This is a genomic window from Corynebacterium sp. LaCa_23 (assembly GCF_058182375.1).
In genome coordinates this window covers 1,472,433-1,493,057 of sequence record NZ_CP190825.1, presented here as the reverse complement: position 1 = coordinate 1,493,057, position 20,625 = coordinate 1,472,433, and the positions used below count along the sequence as shown (strand labels likewise).

Here is a 20,625-nt window from a genome sequence, read left to right as displayed (position 1 = left end):
GGTGGCAATAGCATTAAGAAATGCTAGCGGGTGTAGGCCTTATGCAGGTCAGACACGCCCGAGAGCCATGCAATTTTGGATCGACCGCCCAGTATAGGCGATTTTTGCACAATGCCGGTAGATAGGGTTAATGCAACGGCGATTTTATGGCTCTAGGCCTTCCAATACCGCCATCGCTGCACCTACAATACCCGCACGATTTTGCAACTGTGCAGGCATAACGGGGGTATCAATGGTTAAGTGGGGTCCCCATTTGTGGAATTTGCGAGATATGCCACCCCCGATCAGGAATGCTTGCGGGTTAAATAATTTCTCGTATTCCTGCAGCACTCGATTGAGCCGAGGCGCCCACTCCTTGTACTTCAGCCCTTCGCGTTCCTTGGCGGCGGAGGACGCGATCGCCTCGGCTTCGTTAGTTCCCACCGTGAGGTGGCCAAGCTCGGTATTGGGGAAGAGCTGCCCGTTGAGGAAGAAAGCCGATCCGATACCGGTTCCCAGCGTCAAAAAGATGACTGGCCCGGTTTTAGCCAACTCGTTTCCATACGCGACTTCCGCAAGTCCTGCGGCATCGGCATCATTTAAGACCACAAAGTCAACGTCTAGATAACGCGAAAACAACTCGGTGGTATCCACGCCTATCCACTCAGGTGAGATATTGGCAGCGGAGTGCACCGTGTGGTTCGACACTACCGAGGGCAAGGTGATGCCGACGGGCTTGTCCCACTCTTTTTCGCGCACAATTTGGGCTACTACCGTGGCTACCTCATCTGGTGTGGACGGCTGTGGGGTAGGGATCTTTAGCCGCGAACCCACGAATTCACCGTTTTTGAGGTCGACTTCTGCGCCCTTAATGCCGGAGCCGCCGATATCGATGCCAAATGAGTGGCCAGTATGAGTAGTCATGCTCGCAAGTGTAGAAGAAGGCACAATGGTTAGCATGGATCATGACATAGATTTTCTGCAGTTGCGAGATTTTGCGGAATCTACCGCGATGCACGCGGCGGAACTTATCCGCACGCGCCGCGCCGACTTGGTCGCTGGAGACGGTATTGCGGCACATACTCAGACCAAGTCGAGCGCCGTCGACCCGGTGACGGAGGTCGACACCGCCACTGAGGAATTCATTACGCGCACGATTAAGGAAAGCCGCCCTGGCGATGGCTTATTAGGTGAGGAAGGCGCGAGCTTCGACGGGACGACCGGGGTCAGGTGGATCGTGGACCCCATCGACGGCACGGTCAATTTCCTTTACGGCATTCCGGACTACGCGGTGTCCATCGGTGCGGCATACGATGGCCGCCTGGTAGCGGGTGCAGTGGTCAATGTGGCGCGGAGGCAGGTGTATTCCGCAGCGGCAGGCGAGGGTGCCACGGTTACCACTGCGGATGGCACGCGGTCCTCGCTACGGTGCGGTGAACAAGATGACCCCGCCCTTTCCTTGGTTGCGACGGGATTTGGCTATGGCGCACAGCGGCGCAAGCAACAGGCGGAACTGCTGACCAAGTTGCTGCCGCAGGTCCGCGATATCCGCCGCATCGGCGCAGCCGCCCTTGATTTGTGCCGCGTGGCCGAGGGGAGCGTAGATGCCTATTTCGAGCACGGCATTAACGCTTGGGATTTTGCCGCCGGTGCTCTCATCGCCCGCGAGGCAGGAGCTAAAGTCCACCATCCAGGGCTGGACAAGGGGTCCGCCGATGGTGAATTAACCTGGGCTGCGGGGGTGAATTTGGCACCCGCATTTGAGGAACTTTTGGCAGCACATGGCGCTAAGGAAGCGATGCGGGGGTGAAGGATCTAAGAATTTCTTAGCAGCAGGATGACATATCGGTGTTTGTCCTTTACTATGCGCGATCGATAAACAACTATTCCTAAAGCAACTCGACTTATAGGGGCGTGCAGTATGGCCACCGATTATGACGCACCGCGCCGCGGTGCAGAAGACGAACTTGAAACTGACTCTTTAGAGGGACTGAAAGCAGCTGAACCCGAAAGCAATGGCATGGATGACGATGGCGAAATCGTCGAAGCATTCCAACCGCCATCAGTTGACCTCACCGGCGAGGAACTCAATGTACAGGTCGTTCCCCGCCAAGAAGACGAATTTACCTGTGGATCCTGTTTTTTGGTCCAGTCCAATAAGCGTTATTCGCACGAAGAAGATGGCATGCCTATCTGTAAGGATTGTGCCTAAACAGCCGGTATTGGCCTAGGGCTGTTATGTCCATGAGGTTTTTGGACTTGGAGTCCAGCTACTTTTTGGACTCGGAGTCTAGGGACTTTGTGGACGCGGAGTCTCCCCGCTTTTTGGACGGGGAGTCCACGGAGTTTTTGTACTGGTGCTAGCTTGGCTTCTTCCGGCGGCTTGGCCGTGGCCCAGAGAGGTTGGGTTTTAGCTCTGGGGGTTGTCGGTGCCACATGCCGACAACGTGGTTTATGTTGATTTGACCGCCGGGTGGACGCTGATTCAGTTGGATTGGTAGCGGAATTGAAAACAGTTTCTCACCGTCGTGATCAGTAAAAAATTCCACATAGTCATCGGCTACGCTGCTGTAGATGGCTCGATTTTTGAAGCGCAGCCCGACGTAGAGGCCGTGTCCCATGACGCGTACCACCCCGCTTTTGTTGATCCACAGCTTGTCCGGGATAGGCCAGAGTGGGGTTGCCCGCAAATCGTGGACACGTAGTGGAGCTACCTAGTGGTTAGGCAGCGATTTCTTTTCTGCTGGTGGTTAGGCTGGTGTGATTCTCGAAATCGACGGGGCTGACCATCCCGAGAGCGGAATGCCGGCGTCGACGGTTGTAGACGACTTCAATCCAGTAGGCAACGGCCTGACGCGCAGCATCGCGGGTTGGCCAGCGCTTCCGGTCGTAGAACTCGGTTTTCAGCGTCGACCAGAACGACTCGGCCATCGCGTTATCGAAGCACACCCCGGTACGCCCTACAGATTGAGCAATGCCCAGGTTGCGGCACACCTCCCAGAGCTTCTCGCTGGTAAATTGCGTCCCCCGGTCAGCGTGAAACACCAGCCCGTCAGCAACGTCACCACGCATCGTATGCGCCATCCGTAGGGCCCTTTCGACCAGGGAAGTATCTTGCACGCTATCCATAGCCCAGCCCAGCACCCTGCGGGAATGACCATCGCGGACCGCACATAAGTACAACCAGCCCTCGCCAGTGCGCAGGTAAGTAATATCTGACATCCACACCCGGTTAAGTTCACCGGTATCAAACATGCGCTTGACCAGGTCAGGAAGACTTGACTTACGCTTAGATTGAATCGTTGTCACCGGCACAAAAGCACGCGGTGAAATCCCTTCAATGCCCATCAGACGCATCCGCTTGGCCACAGTCTTACGATTTACACTGATCTGGTAGCGCTCGGCGAGTTCTGCGGTAATCCGCGGGGCACCATAGACCTCATCGGAGTCTTTCCAGATCTGATGAATCTTACGATCAACATCATCGTAAAAAGATGTCCGATCATCTTTACCGGATAAGCGTTGCTGCTGCATATGGGCCCATTTGTAGTATCCAGACCGAGACACTTTCAACAAGCGTGCCATGCGCTTGATACTGAAATTCGCCTTCTCCTGCTGCATCAATTCGAACTTTTCTGATCGCGTTGCTGTGCGGCGAAGAAGGCTGTCGCTTTTGACAAAAACTCGTTATCCATCTTGGCTTCTGCCAGCTCACGACGCAGACGAGCATTCTCAGCACGAAGATCCGCCTCGCTTAACCCATCAGAGGATCCTCGGCGTTGACGCTCATTTTCACCCACCGACCTAAAAGGCCAGGTGCGACACCAATCTCCTTAGCCACATGAGCAATCGGGCGTTCTGACTCGATTACCAGGTTCGCGGCTTCACGCCGGTACTCCGGCGTGTATTTCTGACGTTGTTGACTCACAATGAACATCCTCTCTTACGGACACAAAATCCGCACTAATCGGGTGTCCACTAAACGAGGGTAACCTCAAGAGTGCATTTACACCGGTAGAGCTTGGCATTACGGTTGAGGAATCGGCATGGGGTGTATCTTGCTGGATCGCCTGAGTGTCGTTACTTGGTGCCCTGTCTGAAGCTGCAACTTCAGGCAGGGCATTATCTGTCGCGACCACTGTGTCGGCTGCTAAGGCATCTGCCTGGTTGTCGGGGTGAATCCGGTGATATTGTTTCGCGATTTTTGTCCATAAAACATCTGGGTCAATCGGCTGCGTCGGTGGCTGGGCATGCGAGATAATCTCTCAGGCTTGGGCTGGGGTGATGTGCATCTTGCCCCTGAGAAGTCCTTGGTGGCGACGGCGTGTGTTGTAGAAGTTGCGGTAGTCGACAATCAGCTGTTGGACCTGCGCCAGCGTCGTCGGGGTACGAGCATCCAAAAACCTGGTCATGGTTTGGTGCGATCGCTCGTCTTTGCCTTGCGTCGTGGGAGCAAAGCCCGCACTTGATTGAACTCCCAGGCTGGCGAGCCAGCGTTCGGTTTGCGACAGCCGGCCGCGATGGTAGGTGGCAAAGGCATCACCGTTGTCAGAGAGGACTTCTTGGGGAAGTCCGTAAGCATCAATGGCTCCACTTAGCGTGATGCGGGCATCGGTGCCGTTTTCTGGAGTTCCAAAAGCTTGGGAGCCGACGTCGAAGCGGCTGGCATCGTCGACGACTTGGTAGATAGTCACTTGCGTGTGAGGCACATCGAAGAGTCTGTAGGCAAACGCATCGATCTGCCACAGTTCATTGACTTCGCCCCTGGCAAAGTGCCTGTAGGACTTACGCGGTCGTTTACGTGCATTGATGTCAGCGACGCCAGCCTCGTGCAACCATTGTGCGATTAAAGCTCGTGACGGTGGTTGGTCGTAGCCGAGTTCGTCGAGGAAGAAGTAGAAGATTGACCATGGGGCCGCAGTCTTGGCCGCGGGCTCTTAACGTACCGCGAGCTTGCAGGACCTGTTGTCGAATCTTGTCATCGTAGACCCGTCGCGGGTTCAGCGGTGCCGTGCTGTCGGGCACGATGCCAGCCCGCCCGCGTTCGGCGATACGTGCTTTGATGTTGTAGTACGTCTGCTTCGATACGCCGATGTTCTTGCAGAACTGCTGGACCGTGATGCCCTCACGGATGGGGTCGAAATCCGCTATCTTCTTGCGGAGAGTAATGGGAATTGCCATCCCCAGAGCGTGTCAAGTTGTTTGTGTGTGGGGTCGGATTATAGGTACTTGTCGAAGCGGTCGGGGAAGGCTACGGCCATTTGGTTGATGGCTTGTTTCCAGCCGGATACTCGTGCTCCTTCCACGAGCCTGCTGGCCGTAGCCGAGGCCCGTTTGCCTTGTTTCGCCCGCTTGATAGCTCGTTTGTCTTCAATATTGCAGATCATCAACCACAGCGTCTTTAACGCAGAGTCATCATTAGTAAATTGCACCCGGTTGCGCGTGGCTTTACGCAGCTGGTTGTTAAACGATTCAATCGAATTCGTCGTATAGATAACCTTCCTGGCTGCTGGAGGAAACTGTAAAAATGGCACGAATCTATCCCACGCATCCTCCCAGACCTTGACCGACTGAGGGTACTTCACACCCAGTTCAGACTCGGAAAATTCCTTCAACGCCGCTTCTGCCGTGGATTCATCAGTAGCTGTATACACCTTCTTCAATGCTGCCGATACGCTCTTGCGGTCACCATAAGATACCCACCTGTTGGCAGCGCGAATTAAGTGCACGATACAGGTTTGGACCATTGAATTCGGCCATGTTGCCTCTACTGCCTGCGGCAGGCCTTTCAGCCCGTCACAGCAGACAATAAAGACGTCTTTGACCCCGCGGTTAGATAAGTTGGCACATACGTGTGCCCAAAACGATGCGCCTTCTTCTTTGGCAATCCATAGGCCCAAAATGTGCTTGATGCCATCTAAATCCACGCCGATAGCCATATAGGCGGACTTGTTGACAACCCTGCCACCGTCGCGGACTTTAATGCGCAACGCATCCAGGAAGATAACGGGGTAGAACTCATCTAGCTGGCGGTTTTGCCAGACCATGACCTCATCGAGGACGGCATCAGTTACTGCAGAGATTGTTTCATGAGAGATATCTACCCGCAGTGCAGTAGCCATATGGTGCTGGATATCCCGAATGGTCATTCCGCCGGCATATAAGCTGACAATCATATCGTCAACATCTGTCAGCCGCCTGGAGCCTTTGGGCACCATCGTAGGAGAAAAATGTGCCGTTTCTATCTCGTGGAACATCAATGCTTACTGGCCCGTAATTAGAATCTACGGTTTTCGGATACGTCCCATTGCGGTAATTATCCGTTCCGGCACTAGCTTTAGCTGCTCTATCACCGGATGCATAGCCCAAGTGGGTATCCATTTCCGCGTTTAACCCGCGGGTAATTGAAGCTTGCAACATACCGCGAACCAGGTCATTGGCATCCGTGGTGGAAGTGCCTAATTCGTCAATAAGTTTCGCGATTTCAGGGTTAGCAAGAAGCTTCTTTTCAATCGCATCAATCTTGGCCTTATCAGCCGGATCTCGTCGTGCCACACTAGTCATTCTGGCTTATCTCCTTATGCAGGTTGGGAACCTACACACAAACCATTAGACACTCTCTCCCTGTCTGACAATGATCCGGGGGGGGTGATGCCGCCGAAGACAGTGACATACTCCAGACTGCTAATAGGAACCTGACCCAGCCCAGGTGGTATGAGGTCTCACAGTAATGTGGATGCCAGCGTGAAGTATGTCCGACCAACCCAGCGATGAAGCTCAAATAATCCAACTTCTAATTCATCGCTAGGAGGCATACACCCATGGCCTATGACTTCGTCATTGGCGTGGACGTCGGCAAATACTTCCACCACGCCTGCGTCCTCGATCCCCAAGGCAGGCAAGTCCTGTCCAAACGCATCAACCAGCATGAAGGCTCGCTACGCAAGCTCTTTGGCCAATTCCTCGCTGACGACGCCTCGGTCCTTGTCATTGTCGATCAACCCAACAACATCGGCCGGTTAACCGTCGCAGTCGCCCAAGACATGGGCGTCGACGTTCGCTATCTACCAGGACTTGCGATGCGACAGCTTTCTCGCATCCACGTCGGCAACTCCAAGACCGATGTACGCGACGCCTACGTTATCGCCCATGCCGGTCTTAACCTTCCAGATTCCTTGCGCAGTGTCGACCGCGTTGAGGACGTCTTTATCCAGCTGAAAGTTCTCAACGGTATCGACGAAGACCTCGCCCGGGCCTACACACGCCTGATTAACCAGATGCGATCCGCGCTCGTAGGAACCTATCCTGCATTCGAACATGTCCTGCGCGGACAGATGATTCACCGAAAGTGGATCCTCCACCTACTTGCAAAATACGGTGGCCCCACCAAGATTCGACGCATCGGTAGAACACGCCTGAAAGCCTTTGCACGCAAACACAGGGCACGCAATCCTGAGCCTGTCATCGATGCCATGCTTGCTGCCATCCACGAACAGACCGTATCCATTGCCGGCGCAGAATACGCCGAACTTGGCGTAGCAATGTCCGCCACAGATGCACTAGCCAAACTCGAGCATCGTAAAGAAATCGAAGCGCAGGTACTCAAGCTGATTCAGGACATTCCGCAGACCGAGATTCTTTTATCCATGCCTGGTATCGGCCCGCGTAGCGCAGCGCAGATCCTCATGACTGTTGGCGATATGTCCGACTTCCCCGATGCAGCGCACCTAGCATCCTATGCAGGGCTATCACCGCGGACGAATCAGTCAGGAACGTCTATCATGTCGAATTCGCCTAACCGGGCTGGCAACAAAAAATTAAAGAACGCCCTATGGCAATCGTCTTTTGCATCGATCAGATTCCACGAGCGTTCCCGGCAATTCTATGAACGAAAACGCAAAGAAGGCAAAAGACACAACGCCGCAGTCGTCGCACTCGCACGCCGGCGCCTCAACGTTCTCTTCGCCATGATGCGAAACGGCGAGCTTTACCGAGACATCTCCACAGTCCAGGAGGCCGCAGCAGCCTAGAACCAACAGACCCTCACCTCAAGCCGATTGCACAGCAAGCCCAATCGGCTCCTCACCGTGCCCGAAAACAACATCCACAAGGAAAAGCAGAAACCCTTCACACCCCCAACAAACTCACCCACGGAATTGACAAACTATATAGGAACACCTCCCTGGGCGATGGTGCAGGCGCGGAGAGCGCCGCTGTTGCCGATGCCGCGCCCAACACCGCGACGGTAGTAGAGTACCCGCTGCCGGTGCAGGAGTTTGCGGTGACCCGCTACGATTTGCCCGCCGGCACCACGGTTTCCACGCAGCTTCCCGGACCGGCCATCGCCCTGGCTACTTCTGGTGTGGTCACGGTAAACGACCTGGAGCTAGCCCCGGGCGAGGCCGCCTGGTTGCCGGTAACCGGCGGCGACACTACCCGCCTTAGCGCGGCCGCGGGTAAAGATTCGCAGCTCTTTATCGCGGCGGCGCGCCCTGCGCGGCAAGTAGCGCTACCGCGCCGCTGGGGACGCCGCCGCGCGACAAGTAGCACTGTCGCGCTAACCGGCGCTATTTACGACATGGTGGGGCGGCGGAACGCAGCTGCGGCGGCTAGCAGCACTACGGTGAGTGCTACCATCCAGGCCACGAAAGCCCAGACTGCGGTGCCGGGCTGGCCGGTGGCAAGGATTTCGGCGCTTGGCGTGCCGTCGATGGCGGCGCCGGCGCGGGCGGCGAAGGTAAGCGGATTCCACCGGGCGATGGGTTGAACCACACCAGCGAATTGCTCCACGGGCACGAGGCCGCCGTTAAGTGCCATGGCCGCCATGATGATGGGGGCCGGGCCAATGGCGGCCTCCGGGGTGGCGCACATCGCGCCCACCATGGCCGATAGCGAGGCGGCCACCACCGCGCCGAAGATGATGACTAACAGCACCCAGCCAAACCCGGCCAGCGTGTGAATACGCAGGCCAGAAGCCACGGAAGCCAGCAGCACCGCGCAGCCGGAGATAAGGCTGCGTAAGGAATCGAAACACCAGCGGCCGAAGATCTCCGGGCTGGTGCCGTAGCGCGTGGTCGCGATGCGGGTGGTGATACCGCGTTGGCGTTCCTTAATTATCTGCGCGGCGGCGGAGGTGCCATTCATCAGTTCGCTGGAAAGGATGAGCGCGATGGTAAGCGGTAACGCGTCGAGCGTGGCAGAGCCTTGCGAGGCCGCCATGAGGTCGCCAAACAGCCACCGCATGACCAGGAACATCAAAACGGGACCAGCCACGGTATTGGTAATTACCGCGCTATCGCGGCGGGCGGCGCGCAGGTGCCTTCCAAAATGCGTGGCGACAGTGGACAGCCAGGTGGTGTCGTGCGACACGGTGGCGGTGGTGTGGTTAGTCATGTTTCCTCCCCTGGAAAGCGGTGATAAAGCCCCATACGCCAACGACGGTCATGGCGATGAGCCAGCACAGTGCTTCGACTCCGCGCGCCCCCAGGGCAGCGCCACCTAGTAGGTTGCGGGCGGTGTCCAAGATGGGAGATAGCGGTACGTGCCGGATGATGGGGCCAATGCCGCCGGGCAGCGCATCCGCAGGCACGAATGCGGTGGAGAACATCACCATGACCAGCACGAGGTTTTGGAAGAGCAAGGACGCCGAGGTGGGCTTGGGGGCCAACAGGCAGGAGCCATCGATAAACGCGGAGAGGATGATGGTGAGGGCGGCGAAAAGGGCGATGGTAAGGATAATACGACCCGGTCCGGCAGCGTAGCGGGCACCGAGCAGGATCGTGGTGAGGACGACGATGCTGCACGACCACGCGGCGCGGGTGAGATCTGCCAGCAGCCGGCCGACGACCGTGGCCCAGGCGGGCGTCCCGGTGGCGCGGATGCGGTCGTGGATGCCGTTTTCGGCGTCACGCGTAATCGCCAAGGAGGAGCCCCCGGCGGCGAACACAATCGCCTGAATAACGCCGGCGGGCAGGAGGAAGGCGGCGTAATCGATGCCGAGTTCCGTCGAAGCCTTGGCGAAGGTGGCGTAAAAGATGACCATGAACAGGCTGGGTATTGCCACGGCGGAAACCATTACGGCCTTGTTGCGGACGGTGCGCAGGACATTGCGGTGCCACGAGGCAGCGACTGCTCCGAGCGCGTTCACTGGGAGCCTCCACCGGTGTGGGGAGCCTGCTGCGCGATGTCGCCGGACCCGGCGATAGCGAAGTAGACATCGTCCAAGGAGGGCGGAACCAAGGAGACGTCCGCGACCGAGGTGTCGTCGCCATCCCACAAGGCCAGCGCCCGGACTAGGGTGCGGTGGCCATCGGGCGCATCGACGCGCAATACGGTGTCCTCTTGGCGGCAGTCGATGCGGTGTTCTTGCAAGGTGTGGGTGAGGCGTGCGGCATCGTCCGGGCTAGACATCGTGATGAGGCACACCGTGGTGCCATAGCGGTCCTTGAGCTCGGCGGGGGTGCCTTCGTCGAGCACCTTGCCTCCGGCGAGCACGGCGACGCGGTCTGCGAGCTGGTCAGCTTCTTCCAGGTATTGGGTAGTAAGCAGGATCGAGGTGCCGTCGGCCGCCAGCCCGCGGACGGTATCCCACACGGAGCTGCGCGCGGCGGGGTCGAGGCCCGTGGTCGGCTCGTCGAGGAACAGCAGCGCGGGCGGGACAGTGAGGGAGGCGGCGATATCTAACCGCCGGCGCATGCCGCCCGAGTATGCCGAAACCAGGCGGTCGGCGGCGCCAACCAGATCGAAGCGCTCAAGAAGTTCCGCGGCGCGGGCCTTCGCATCGCTAGCTTTAAGCCCTGCCAGGCGGCCAAAGAAGATGAGGTTTTCCTTGCCGGTAAGCTCCTCATCCACTGCGGCGTATTGCCCGGTCAGCGCGATGGAAGCGCGCACCTTGGAAGGATCCGTGGCTAAGTTGTGGCCATCGATGATGGCGGTTCCGCCCGTGGCGGGCAGCAGCGTGGAAAGGACATTGACCAAGGTTGTCTTGCCGGCACCATTGGCGCCTAGGACGGCGAGGATGCCCCCGCGCGGAATGGCGAGGGTCACACCGCGCAGGATTTCCGTTCGCTTCTTGACTTTTCCCAGGCTACATCGCAGATCTTGGACATCAAGCACCAGGTCGCGGCCTTTTGCGTGGGCGCTGGTTGAGGGGACTGCGGTGGCGCTGGGGTCACCGCTAGCGGTTGCCGTGGTGGGGTTTTCTTTCATGATTCATCCCTGGATATACGTCAACGGTCTATTAGACGGCGCACCGATTCTCCTACCGCAGAAGGAAAACCGATTATTGCCCGCGAACGATGGATTGTGGTCCACGGAGCAAGCGCCTGGGGTAGTGCCAACTAATCCTTAGAAAATGATGTATGTCTAGCGGCACCGGGTCGTGCACAGCGCCCCGCAGGAGAGGGCTGCACAGGTCGGCTGATCGGCGGCGACGCTGCAGGTTGCTGCAAAGTTGAGCATACCATAATTAGGCATGGCATGCTTGACAATTAAGTCGAAGGCCTGTAAGCTACCAAGTGTGAGCTAAGAATCTGGGTATTCCGACTAGTCAGGGTCAAACCGCGTGGCTGACCGTAATTCGTATTGTGGCTCGCGCCTCTCAAGCACAAAGGAGTATCCATGGATTCTCGAGAGCAAATCGAAGATAAGATTCTCTGCGGTCAGCCCTTCCGCCCTATTGAGGACCCGGATTTCTATTACGAGATGATGGAGGCGGCGGAGAAGTGTCACGATCTCAACCAGCTTCGTCCACTTCAAACAGCGGAGAAGCAGGCAGTGATGGCAGACCTGCTTGGTGAACTGGGGGAGCGCTTAATGGTTTTCCTGCCATTTCATGTCCAATATGGCTCGAAAATCAAGGTCGGAGATGGCGTGACCTTCAATCGAGGAACGACGGTACTTGATATGGCCCCGGTGACATTTGGCAATGAGGTCATGGTTGGTCCATGGTGTTCCTTCTTTGCTGGCAATCACGCCTTAGACCCCGTAGAGCGGCAATACATGGTGTGTACCGGGGGTGCGATCACCATACAAGACCATGTGTGGCTTGGTGGCAATTGCACGGTAACTGCGGGTGTCACGATTGGGCATGGTGCAGTAATTGGTGCTGGCAGTGTTGTGACAAGAGATATTCCGCCCATGGTACTCGCAGCCGGTAATCCGTGCCGAGTCATTCGTGATATTGGCCCGGAAGATAAGCTCATGGGGGAGTCTTGGGTTCCTGAGTGGCCTAGTTGGATTACGGATTGAGACGGCTGTGAAAGTTCTCGCGGTCGTCCTGGGTTCTGAGGGTGATATGCTGCCATTTGCGCACCTTGGTGTCGCACTTCGAGATCGTGGCCACCAGTTTGTTTTGGCTGGGTTTAGCGAATTCGGCGGGAGTTTTCGTACAAACGGGGTGGACTACATCGAGTTACCCGGTGATTACCGGGCGTTAATGAAGCGCCTTTTGGGCGATAGTAAAGGCATGATGGACACTGTCTTAGGTATCCGTGAGATGATATCTGACGCCCACGTTTTCGATGTGTTAGAGCATGCCATGGATGGCGTTGACGTGGTCATGTACACCCAATTCAGTGAAGTTGCTCGGTTGTTAGGGGCTGCACGCGGAGTCCCCAGCGTTCGGGTGCAGGTTTTCCCTACCGAACCCTGCCTCCGTTACAGCCTCGTGGATCCGCGAAAACTGGACGGCTCTGTCGGAGCTCTGGTCACCCACTGGATGTCCAATACTCTGATGGCTTGGGCGATGCGCCCAGTGATAGCGGCATGGCGCCGTAGGTTGGGGCTGCGTCAGCGAGCGCTCTCCTCTCCACCAACCACGATCTACCAATTCAGTCCCGCGTTGAGTCCGCCGGCGCCGGAATGGAAAAACCACATTCACGTCACTGGCGAGTGGCTTGACCCGCACCACAGTGAACTCGCCCTAGACCCAGCAGTCGAGGAGTTTGTGGCTGCCGGCTCGGCCCCGGTTCTGGCAAGCTTTGGGAGTATGGTCTCAGATCGCGTTTATGACCTTCAACGATGGACTCGAGACGCGTGCATCGAGCATGGTCTGCGGGCGATAATCGTCGATCCCGATCATGAGCCTGGTGTGAGAGAAGGAATCCTCACCGTCGCCCGGGTCCCGTTCGCGACTGTGCTTCCGTGGTGCCGTGCAGGCATCTGCCACGGCTCACTGGGCACCACCGGGGCGATCCTGCGCGCCGGCAAGCCGTGCCTTGCGGTTGCATTCGGTGGTGACCAACACTTCCATGCCAACGCAGTTTGTCGAAACGGTGCCGGGCCGAACTATATTGACGCCCAGCGAGGCGAACTGAGTGCCCAGTCCCTGGCCTCCGGAATTGCCGATTTGGTAAGTGGAGCATACGACTCCGCAGCCCGCAGGATGCCCGAGTTGCTTGCCACAGACCCGGGTACCGTCGCAGCAGTAGAAATCGTGCTTAATCAGTCCGACCTAGCGAAAGGCGAAAAATGACAGAAATCAGCTGCGAGGGAGTCTTTCCGTTTGTGGCCGGACATCGCACTGGAACCCTCTTGTTTTGCTTCCATCACGCAGGAGGCAGCGCTTCCGTCTATCGTGGATGGGTGGGGGTCAACCCAAGCATTGACGTGGTGCCGGTGGAGCTTCCCGGAAAGGCAACCCGTCGCCGAGAGAAATGGGTAAGCGACTTTGACAAGCTCGCCGATATGTGCGCAACCGAGATAGTAGATCTGGCGGCGGGCGCGCCGATTGCGTTGTACGGCCACTCCATGGGGGCAGCGCTGGCCTACCAGGTTGCTGCCTGCCTGCAGCAGATGCATCGGCCCACTATACCGGAAGCCGTGGTGGTGGCCGCACGGCAGGCGCCCGGAGAAACCGTGCCTGGGGAATACCACTCGTCAATGGGGTTCGGTGCGCTGCGCAGGGAGTTTGAGAAGGTAGGTGGCACACCACCTGAGATCCTTGCCAATGATGATGTGATGAAGCTGCTGCTCGCTGACATTCGTCGCGATTATGTGTTACACGAGGGCTTTCACCATGCAACCACGGTGCTTCGCTCTCCTGTGCTGGCATTGGCGGGGGATAGCGACCCAGCTGTCAGCCCAGAGATGCTTTCCCGGTGGGAAAATTTTACCAGCGGTAGTTTTGAACTGAAGGTCCTGCCGGGTGGGCATTTCTTCCCGCTCGATACTGGAACCGAGTTCCTCGACCTGCTTGCCGGTTTTCTAGCGGGAATTACTGGGAACACTGCCTGGTTAGCGCGGAACAATGCGTGATTGTAACTGTTAAGTAAAGAGGCCCCGATGACCGAACAAAAACCACCCATTACATTTAGGCAAATATCTCAACCTGCCCACCGGCAGATCACGGTGTCGCTGCTATTGGCGGTGCTGGCGGCGTTTTTGTCGCTGGTGCCGGTAATCGTGCTGGTTGAGCTGGTGCGCACCGTAATGCTGTCCTTCCAGGGAGAGCCGATAGATGCGTCAAAGCTGTGGCTGCTAGTCGCGGCGCTCATGGTGGCCACCGTCCTACATGGACAGGCAACCGTGAAGAGCCTCCAGGTAAGCCACCAGGCCGACGGCCTTTTGGGCGAGCACTTACGCCAGCAGCAGATTACCAAGCTGGGTAGGCTCCCGCTGTCTTGGTTTACGCGGACACCTTCGGGGACTGTGAAAACCTACATCGAAGACGACGTCACCAAGATCCACCAGCTCATCGCCCACGCGCCGCACGATTATTCGGCCGGTGTACTCGTACCGCTATTGAGCCTGGGATACATGTTCGTGGTGGACTGGCGGATAGGCCTGCTGGGCCTGGTACCACTGCTGTTGGCAGTGGCCACCATGCCGTTTATGATGCGCGAGTTTCAAGAAAAGGCGGAGAAATTTAAGTCCAGCCAGAAGCAGCTAGACGCCGCCGTCGTAGAGTTGGTGCGCGGCATCCCGGTTATCAAGGTGTTTGTTCCGGAAGGCTACGACGAGAGCATTTTCCTTAGTCGTTCCCGGAGTTTTGGTGGGTTCTATCGCGAGTGGTTGCACGCCACCGTACACCCCACCGCTTTGATGAAGATCTTCACCTCCACCGGGTTTGGCCTGCTGGTGGTAGCCGCGGCCAGCCCGTGGCTCATCACGTCTGCGGGCGTACCAGTGGCCGATGTGCTGGCAGCGTTTTTGTTCATCAACAACATCGCCGCGCCTCTGCTTATGCTTTCGCGCACTAACATCATGTTTTCGGAGGCGAAGGCTGCCGCGGCGGATCTCACCGAGTTCTTCAACATCCCGGTATTGCCGCCCGCTGCTGGCGGCAGGGAGCCTGCAAACGCCGGAATTGAGTTGAAAGATTTAAGCTTCTCCTACGTGCCGGACACCCCGGTGCTTTCCGGCATTAACCAAAAACTTACCGCCGGCAGCATCACTGCGGTGGTGGGACCTTCCGGCTCGGGGAAGTCCACGTTAGCCGCGCTCATCCCCCGGCTATTAGACCCCACGGAGGGGTCGGTGCGCATTGGTGGCGTCCCTAGTACTGATCTCCGATCTGACCAGCTCTACCGTAGGGTAGGGTTCGTCTTCCAGGACCCTTACCTTATGCGGATGAGCGTGCGGGATAACATTCGCCTCGCTCACCCGGAGGCCACCGACGCAGACGTGGTTCGCGCCGCCCGCGCCGCCCAGATTCATGAGCGCATTACCCATCTGCCGCGCGGCTACGACTCGGTGGTGGGAGAGGACGCGCAGCTTTCCGGTGGCGAGCAGCAGCGGCTGGCTATTGCCCGGTCCATCTTGCTCGACGCGCCGATCCTCGTGTTGGATGAGGCCACCGCTTTTGCGGATCCGGACTCCGAGGCCGCGATCCAGCGGGCCATTACCGAGCTGGTGGCCGGGCGCACGCTAGTAGTTATCGCACACCGGCTCCACACGATCACCGACGCTGACCGGATCCTCATGCTGGAAAACGGTGAGGTCACCGAAGCAGGCACTCACGAAGAGTTAGTGGCGGCAGGCAAGGGCTACGCCACGATGTGGGCACGCTACCAAACCGCGCAGGCGGGCATCCAAGGGGAGGAAAAATAATGATCCGCACGCTCTATTCACTGGGCAGTCCGGCTGATCGTCGCCGTCTGGTGCTGGTCCTTACGCTAATTGGGATTTCCGCGGTGGCGTTGGCCATTGGCCTTATCCTCATTGCACTGTTTTTGGACACGCTGTTTAGCGAAGATCCCGCGCAGGCCGCAGCATGGTTGCCCTGGATCATTATCTCCGTCCTCGTCTACGCCGCCGCAGACTGGCCCACTGAGGTTATTGCCCAGGACCTGGGGCATGATTACGTGCTGCGCATCCACCGGCTTATCGCCGATCGCACGGCACAGCTACCCCTGGGCTATTTTGAAGAAGATCGCGCCGGCCAGATCGGTGTTGTAGCCACCAGCGGTGCGCTGTTTGCCGCTAACGCGCCGGCAATGATGCTGCGGCCCATGCTGCACGGTGCTGCCTCGGCCGGTTTGGCTTGCGTGTTTCTCATCGCCGTGGACTGGCGGCTGGGGCTGGTTACCGTTGCAGTGGCTGCCGTGGTGTGGTTCGCCTATAACCGCCTAATGCGGCAGTACCGCGTGGCAGAGCGCCAGAAGGGCGAGCGCAACGAGCACGGCGCCGCGGAGGTGCTGGAGTTCGCCCAGGTGCAGCCGGTGCTGCGCATGGCTGGGCCGGATTCGCTGGGGGAGCGCGCCGTGCGCGCCTCGATTCGAGAGCAGCTTAGCGCCCAGCAGCACACCCAGAAGACAGGTGAGATGATCATGGGTCGTCTGGCTTTAATCATCATGGTCGGTACCGTGGTCATTGATGCCCTGGCCACCGTGCTACTTCTCAACCACTGGCTAGAAGCAGGCACCTACATTGGCGTCATTGTGTTGGTGTTCATCCTGGCTCGCGTTGCTATGTCGGGCATACCCTACGGCGAGGGCTTGGAATCCGCGCGCAATACCTTAGATGAGATCCAAAAGATCCTCGATGCGCGGGTGTTGCCGGAGCCTGCGGTTCCGGCGGCGCCACGCGACTATGGCATCGAGTTCGATGGGGTGGGCTTTGGCTACGAACCCAACACCCCAGTGGTCCGCGACGTGAGTTTCCGCGTGGCGCCCGGAACTACTACTGCGTTGGTGGGTCCCAGCGGCTGCGGCAAGAGCACCTTGCTAAAACTTGCGGCACGCTTCTATGACGTTGACCAGGGGACCATCCGTATCGGTGGTGTGGATATTCGCGATCTTGGCTCCCGGGCGGTGTTGGATTCGCTGGCTATGGTGTTCCAATACGTGTACCTCTTCGAGGACACACTGTATGAAAACATCCGCCTGGGCTGCCACAATGCAACGCGGGAGGAGGTGCTCCGCGCAGCGGAGTTGGCCGGTGTCACCGAGATTGCCCGGCAGCTGCCGCAGGGGTTTGACACCCTGATTAGCGAGGGCGGGCAGAATCTCTCCGGTGGTGAGCGTCAGCGTGTCTCCATCGCTCGTGCGCTACTGAAGGACGCGCGGATCGTGCTGCTTGATGAGGCGACTAGCTCTCTAGACGTGCAGAATGAGCACCTTGTGATGCGCGGTATGAAAACGCTTTCTGCCGAGCGCACCATCGTCGTCATTGCGCACCGGCTGCACACCATCCGCGACGCGGACCAGATTGTGATGATGAGTCCCTCCGGCACCGTGGAGTCTATCGGCAACCACGAGGAACTCATGGAGAGTTCCCCACGCTACCGCAGCTTCTGGGGTGAAAAGAGCGACGCCACCAGCTGGAAGCTGTAGGGACTAGCTGTCGCGGCCGCGTAGATACCGCACCGTGCGCGCCAGTGCGAGATCATCGCACGGTTCGCAGGCGGTAAGGCGGCCTTTTTCCACGCGCAGGAGAAGATCGCAGCACCGCGCCACCAGCTCCATGTCATGGGTTACTACCAAAACGGTCTTGCCCTGCCGGGCTAGGGCGTCTAGCAGGTGGGCCACCCGGTGCATGCGGCACAGGTCCAGCCCGCTGGTGGGTTCATCGAAGACGATTACCTCGCGCTCACTTAGGACTGCTGAGGCGATGGCCACGCGCTGGCGTTCGCCGCCCGAAAGCGACATCGGGTGCCGGGCCCGCTTGTCCGCGAGATCAAGTGCACCAAGCACCTCGGTAAGGCGCGCTTCGTTTTTCCCATCCGGTCCACTGGTGCCGATGATTACGTCGGACTCCACGCTCTCCCCGAAAAGCTGGTGGTTTACGTCCTGCATTACTAAATAGGACTGGCGCAGGCGCTGCCGGGGACCCGAGAGCGAGCGGTTATTGATGTCCACCACGCCGGTGGCCTTAGATTCCAGGCCAGTCAGAACGCGCACAAAGGTAGATTTTCCGGCCCCGTTGCGTCCTACCACGCCGATGACTTGTCCTTGCGGCAACTCCGTGTGGCTGATGCTCAGGGATGGCTCTGTAGCCTTGGGGTAGGTGAACTGTAGCTTTTTGAGCACCATCGTGCCACTTGAAGGGCGTGGCTCGCGGGTCACCTCGGGGACCTGCTGCGCTGAGCGCAAGCCCATGCGGTACAGTTCGGCCTTGTCTAGGGTGCGAAACTCCGAGCCGCTGAGATCATGAGCGATCTGCCCGTCCTGCATAACCAGCACTCGGTCCACGATGTCAACTAGGTAGGAAAGCCGATGCTCAGCGATCAGGACGGTGCGGCCCTGTGTCTTCCACTGCGCGACGATGCGGCGCAGCTCATCGACGGCGGCGAGGTCGAGATTTGATGATGGTTCGTCTAGTAGTAGTACCTGTGGGTGCATCGCGGCCACTGAAGCGCATGCTATTTTTTGTTTCTGGCCGCCGGAAAGTGTGAACAGGTGCCGGTCGAGGAGATGAACCATGCCGAAATCTGCGGAAAGTTCCCCAATACGCTGTCGAATCTCGTTGGGCGCCACGCCGAGGTTTTCGCAGCCAAAGGCGAGTTCGCTGGCTACTTCCAGCGTGAAAAATTGCGACTTGGGGTTTTGGAACACTGAGCCTACGCGTTCGGCGATGTCGTGTGGGTGGGCATGAGTGATGTCTTCGTCGTCCAGCAGCACCTCCCCCGAAATCTGGGCGTCGCAGAACGTGTGCGCCACGCCGTTTATCAGGCGTAGCAGGCTGGACTTACCGCAGCCTGATTCGCCACACACTAGAACTAGTTCGCCCTTCGCCACGGTGAGATTTACGTGGTGCAGCACCGGCTCCGCTGTGTTTTGACCATAGGATAGTGACACATCGTGCAGCTTTATCACGGCAGCATCACTATATTTACCAGTAGTAGGATCAGGGACACGACGAGCACGCTTATGACTATTGCGTCGCCTACGCGGAAGCCTATCTCGCACAGCGTGGTTCGTCGGCGAGGCGAGCCCAATCCGCGGGTCACTGCAGACATAGCCAGCTCGTTGCCGATGCTCACAACGGACGCCAACAGTGGCACAAAGCGGTATTCGAGCATAGCGATCGGGTTGCGCAGGCCCGAGATGCCACGCATCTGCATGGCGGTGCGGATATCGCGGTATTCCTCGAGAATCGTCGGGAAGAACCGGAACATGATGGACGTGGGGATGGTCAGGGCGTCGGGGCTCCGCATGCGCTGCATCGCGGCCATGAATTCGCTGGCCGAGACGGTGCGTAGTAGGTACCAGCAGCACGTGATGCCAGGGAGGATGAGCGAAAGCCCTGCGAACCACGTAGCGCACACGTCCACGATGATGTGGCGCTCGGGCAGGGCCTGTACCACCACCGCAGGAAAGCCGGCGAGCACCGCGAAGGTGAGTGCGTATCGCAGTGCAGCGGCCACCATGCCGGAGGCGAGGAAAAGTGCCCCGGGAACGGCAATGAGCATCCACCGGGCGGTGCTGCCCAGCGCCCCACTGGACCCGGCCGGTGAGATGAGCACCGAGGACACCACGAGGATGACCAGCACCGTGGTGCGTGGGTCCAGATGGAGTCCCGCTGTGTGCGTGCCTGATCCGGGCAAAGTGGGCGACATCAGGCGATTCCTGCTCGCTGGAAGTGCTTGGTGAAGATGCGCCGGCCGAGGATCCCGCCGAGGATCCCGCAGACGAAGGTTACTATCACAATGATGAGGAATAGCCAAGTCATCTGGCCAATAGAGGTGAGGCCATCCGCGAAACTAGCACCATATTTGGTCTGCATGCCGCTGCTCTCTATGTAGCGCCGAGTGGTGAAGAAAAGCGGAATATATGATGCGGTGGGTGACACTGCTATAAAGGCATAGGCGATCACACTGTGTATTGCGCTCGTATACTTGCCGGCGCGCAAAATTAACTCGGCAAACACGGCCATGACCAAGCTGAGCAGCAGTGGCCATATGCCTAAACCAAGCAGCAGGCTGGCGAGGCCGCTGAGAAGAAGGAATATGAAGACCATGCCGGGCTTGTGCACCTTGGCCAAGAACAGCATCATCGGGATGCCCAGGATGAGGGCCTGAACGCTGGTGATCATCACGTAGGTGATGGGGGTGATGCCGATGAAGGCGATGACCACGCCGGCTACCAAGTTGATGACGAAGAAGATGCCGATGTTCATCAGGTCGGTGATGTTCAGCCGTCCTGCTTTTGCATCTTTCGGGGTGGTGTGGGGAGTACTGGGCATGATGTTTCCTTTCAGATTAGG

The 20,625-nt window shown here is 58.1% G+C and carries 15 protein-coding genes and 4 pseudogenes; 8 read left to right on the top strand and 11 right to left on the bottom strand.

The window, feature by feature from the left end:
- Window positions 1-144 precede the first annotated feature (144 nt).
- Window positions 145-903: a polyphosphate--glucose phosphotransferase gene (gene ppgK / locus ACP8IT_RS07205; protein ID WP_490289818.1), complete on the bottom strand. Its 759-nt coding sequence runs from the start codon at window positions 901-903 to the stop codon at window positions 145-147.
- Between ppgK and ACP8IT_RS07200 the strand changes: the two genes are divergently transcribed.
- Together ACP8IT_RS07200 and ACP8IT_RS07195 are read left to right on the top strand one after the other, a co-directional pair.
- Window positions 902-1,789 carry an inositol monophosphatase family protein gene (locus ACP8IT_RS07200; RefSeq protein WP_490289817.1) on the top strand — a complete coding sequence of 296 codons (888 nt, stop codon included), beginning with the start codon at window positions 902-904 and terminating at the stop codon, window positions 1,787-1,789. The two genes, ppgK and ACP8IT_RS07200, sit on opposite strands and share 2 nt — an antisense overlap.
- Before the next feature lie 111 nt (window positions 1,790-1,900).
- Window positions 1,901-2,191, top strand: a complete 291-nt coding sequence (locus ACP8IT_RS07195; RefSeq protein WP_005278945.1) for a DUF4193 domain-containing protein — start codon at window positions 1,901-1,903, stop codon at window positions 2,189-2,191.
- 148 nt (window positions 2,192-2,339) lie between these two features.
- On the opposite strand, the pseudogene ACP8IT_RS07190 reads toward ACP8IT_RS07195, so the two are convergent.
- From ACP8IT_RS07190 to ACP8IT_RS07175, 4 pseudogenes are all read right to left on the bottom strand, one after another.
- A pseudogene (locus ACP8IT_RS07190) lies at window positions 2,340-2,654 on the bottom strand (transposase); the annotation flags it as partial.
- A gap of 46 nt (window positions 2,655-2,700) precedes the next feature.
- A pseudogene (locus tag ACP8IT_RS07185) lies at window positions 2,701-3,916 on the bottom strand (IS3 family transposase).
- A gap of 49 nt (window positions 3,917-3,965) precedes the next feature.
- Window positions 3,966-5,160 (bottom strand): annotated as a pseudogene (locus ACP8IT_RS07180) (DDE-type integrase/transposase/recombinase); the annotation flags it as partial.
- Between the two features lie 38 nt (window positions 5,161-5,198).
- A pseudogene (locus ACP8IT_RS07175) lies at window positions 5,199-6,543 on the bottom strand (IS256 family transposase).
- A gap of 257 nt (window positions 6,544-6,800) precedes the next feature.
- Between ACP8IT_RS07175 and ACP8IT_RS07170 the strand changes: the two are divergent.
- Complete coding sequence (locus tag ACP8IT_RS07170; RefSeq protein WP_474897980.1) at window positions 6,801-8,009, top strand: IS110 family RNA-guided transposase; 1,209 nt, start codon at window positions 6,801-6,803, stop codon at window positions 8,007-8,009.
- Window positions 8,010-8,550: 541 nt separating this feature from the next.
- On the opposite strand, the gene ACP8IT_RS07165 is transcribed toward ACP8IT_RS07170, so the two are convergent.
- Genes ACP8IT_RS07165 through ACP8IT_RS07155 form a run of 3 tightly spaced genes read right to left on the bottom strand, consistent with a single transcriptional unit; the run spans window position 8,551 to window position 11,187 of the window.
- Complete coding sequence (locus ACP8IT_RS07165) at window positions 8,551-9,372, bottom strand: ABC transporter permease (protein ID WP_014303356.1); 822 nt, start codon at window positions 9,370-9,372, stop codon at window positions 8,551-8,553.
- Window positions 9,365-10,126 carry an ABC transporter permease gene (locus ACP8IT_RS07160; RefSeq protein WP_014303357.1) on the bottom strand — a complete coding sequence of 254 codons (762 nt, stop codon included), beginning with the start codon at window positions 10,124-10,126 and terminating at the stop codon, window positions 9,365-9,367. The genes ACP8IT_RS07165 and ACP8IT_RS07160 overlap by 8 nt, the downstream gene beginning before the upstream one ends.
- Window positions 10,123-11,187, bottom strand: a complete 1,065-nt coding sequence (locus ACP8IT_RS07155; RefSeq protein ID WP_014303358.1) for an ATP-binding cassette domain-containing protein — start codon at window positions 11,185-11,187, stop codon at window positions 10,123-10,125. The genes ACP8IT_RS07160 and ACP8IT_RS07155 overlap by 4 nt, the downstream gene beginning before the upstream one ends.
- A 411-nt stretch (window positions 11,188-11,598) precedes the next feature.
- On the opposite strand from ACP8IT_RS07155, the gene ACP8IT_RS07150 reads away from it, so the two are divergent.
- Genes ACP8IT_RS07150 through ACP8IT_RS07130 form a run of 5 tightly spaced genes read left to right on the top strand, consistent with a single transcriptional unit; the run spans window position 11,599 to window position 17,753 of the window.
- Window positions 11,599-12,228, top strand: a complete 630-nt coding sequence (locus ACP8IT_RS07150) for a sugar O-acetyltransferase (protein WP_462311117.1) — start codon at window positions 11,599-11,601, stop codon at window positions 12,226-12,228.
- Between the two features lie 7 nt (window positions 12,229-12,235).
- Window positions 12,236-13,453 (top strand): glycosyltransferase, encoded by a 1,218-nt coding sequence (locus ACP8IT_RS07145; protein ID WP_490289816.1) that lies wholly within the window; start codon window positions 12,236-12,238, stop codon window positions 13,451-13,453.
- Window positions 13,450-14,235, top strand: coding sequence for a thioesterase II family protein (locus tag ACP8IT_RS07140; protein WP_023018093.1), 786 nt, complete (start codon window positions 13,450-13,452; stop codon window positions 14,233-14,235). Before ACP8IT_RS07145 ends, ACP8IT_RS07140 begins: the two co-directional genes overlap by 4 nt.
- A gap of 27 nt (window positions 14,236-14,262) precedes the next feature.
- The gene (locus tag ACP8IT_RS07135; protein WP_474897992.1) at window positions 14,263-16,029 is read left to right on the top strand and encodes an ABC transporter ATP-binding protein; all 1,767 of its coding nucleotides are present in this window, start codon (window positions 14,263-14,265) and stop codon (window positions 16,027-16,029) included.
- Window positions 16,029-17,753, top strand: coding sequence for an ABC transporter ATP-binding protein (locus tag ACP8IT_RS07130; protein ID WP_014303363.1), 1,725 nt, complete (start codon window positions 16,029-16,031; stop codon window positions 17,751-17,753). Before ACP8IT_RS07135 ends, ACP8IT_RS07130 begins: the two co-directional genes overlap by 1 nt.
- A gap of 3 nt (window positions 17,754-17,756) precedes the next feature.
- Here ACP8IT_RS07130 and ACP8IT_RS07125 read toward each other — a convergent pair whose 3' ends face one another.
- The 3 genes from ACP8IT_RS07125 to ACP8IT_RS07115 are packed head-to-tail and all read right to left on the bottom strand — an operon-like array spanning window position 17,757 to window position 20,604.
- Window positions 17,757-19,217: an ABC transporter ATP-binding protein gene (locus ACP8IT_RS07125; protein ID WP_227917020.1), complete on the bottom strand. Its 1,461-nt coding sequence runs from the start codon at window positions 19,215-19,217 to the stop codon at window positions 17,757-17,759.
- 14 nt (window positions 19,218-19,231) lie between these two features.
- Window positions 19,232-19,978, bottom strand: coding sequence for an energy-coupling factor transporter transmembrane component T (locus tag ACP8IT_RS07120; RefSeq protein WP_014303365.1), 747 nt, complete (start codon window positions 19,976-19,978; stop codon window positions 19,232-19,234).
- On the bottom strand, window positions 19,978-20,604 hold the full coding sequence (locus ACP8IT_RS07115; protein ID WP_014307391.1) for an MptD family putative ECF transporter S component: 627 nt from the start codon (window positions 20,602-20,604) through the stop codon (window positions 19,978-19,980). Before ACP8IT_RS07115 ends, ACP8IT_RS07120 begins: the two co-directional genes overlap by 1 nt.
- Window positions 20,605-20,625 lie beyond the last annotated feature (21 nt).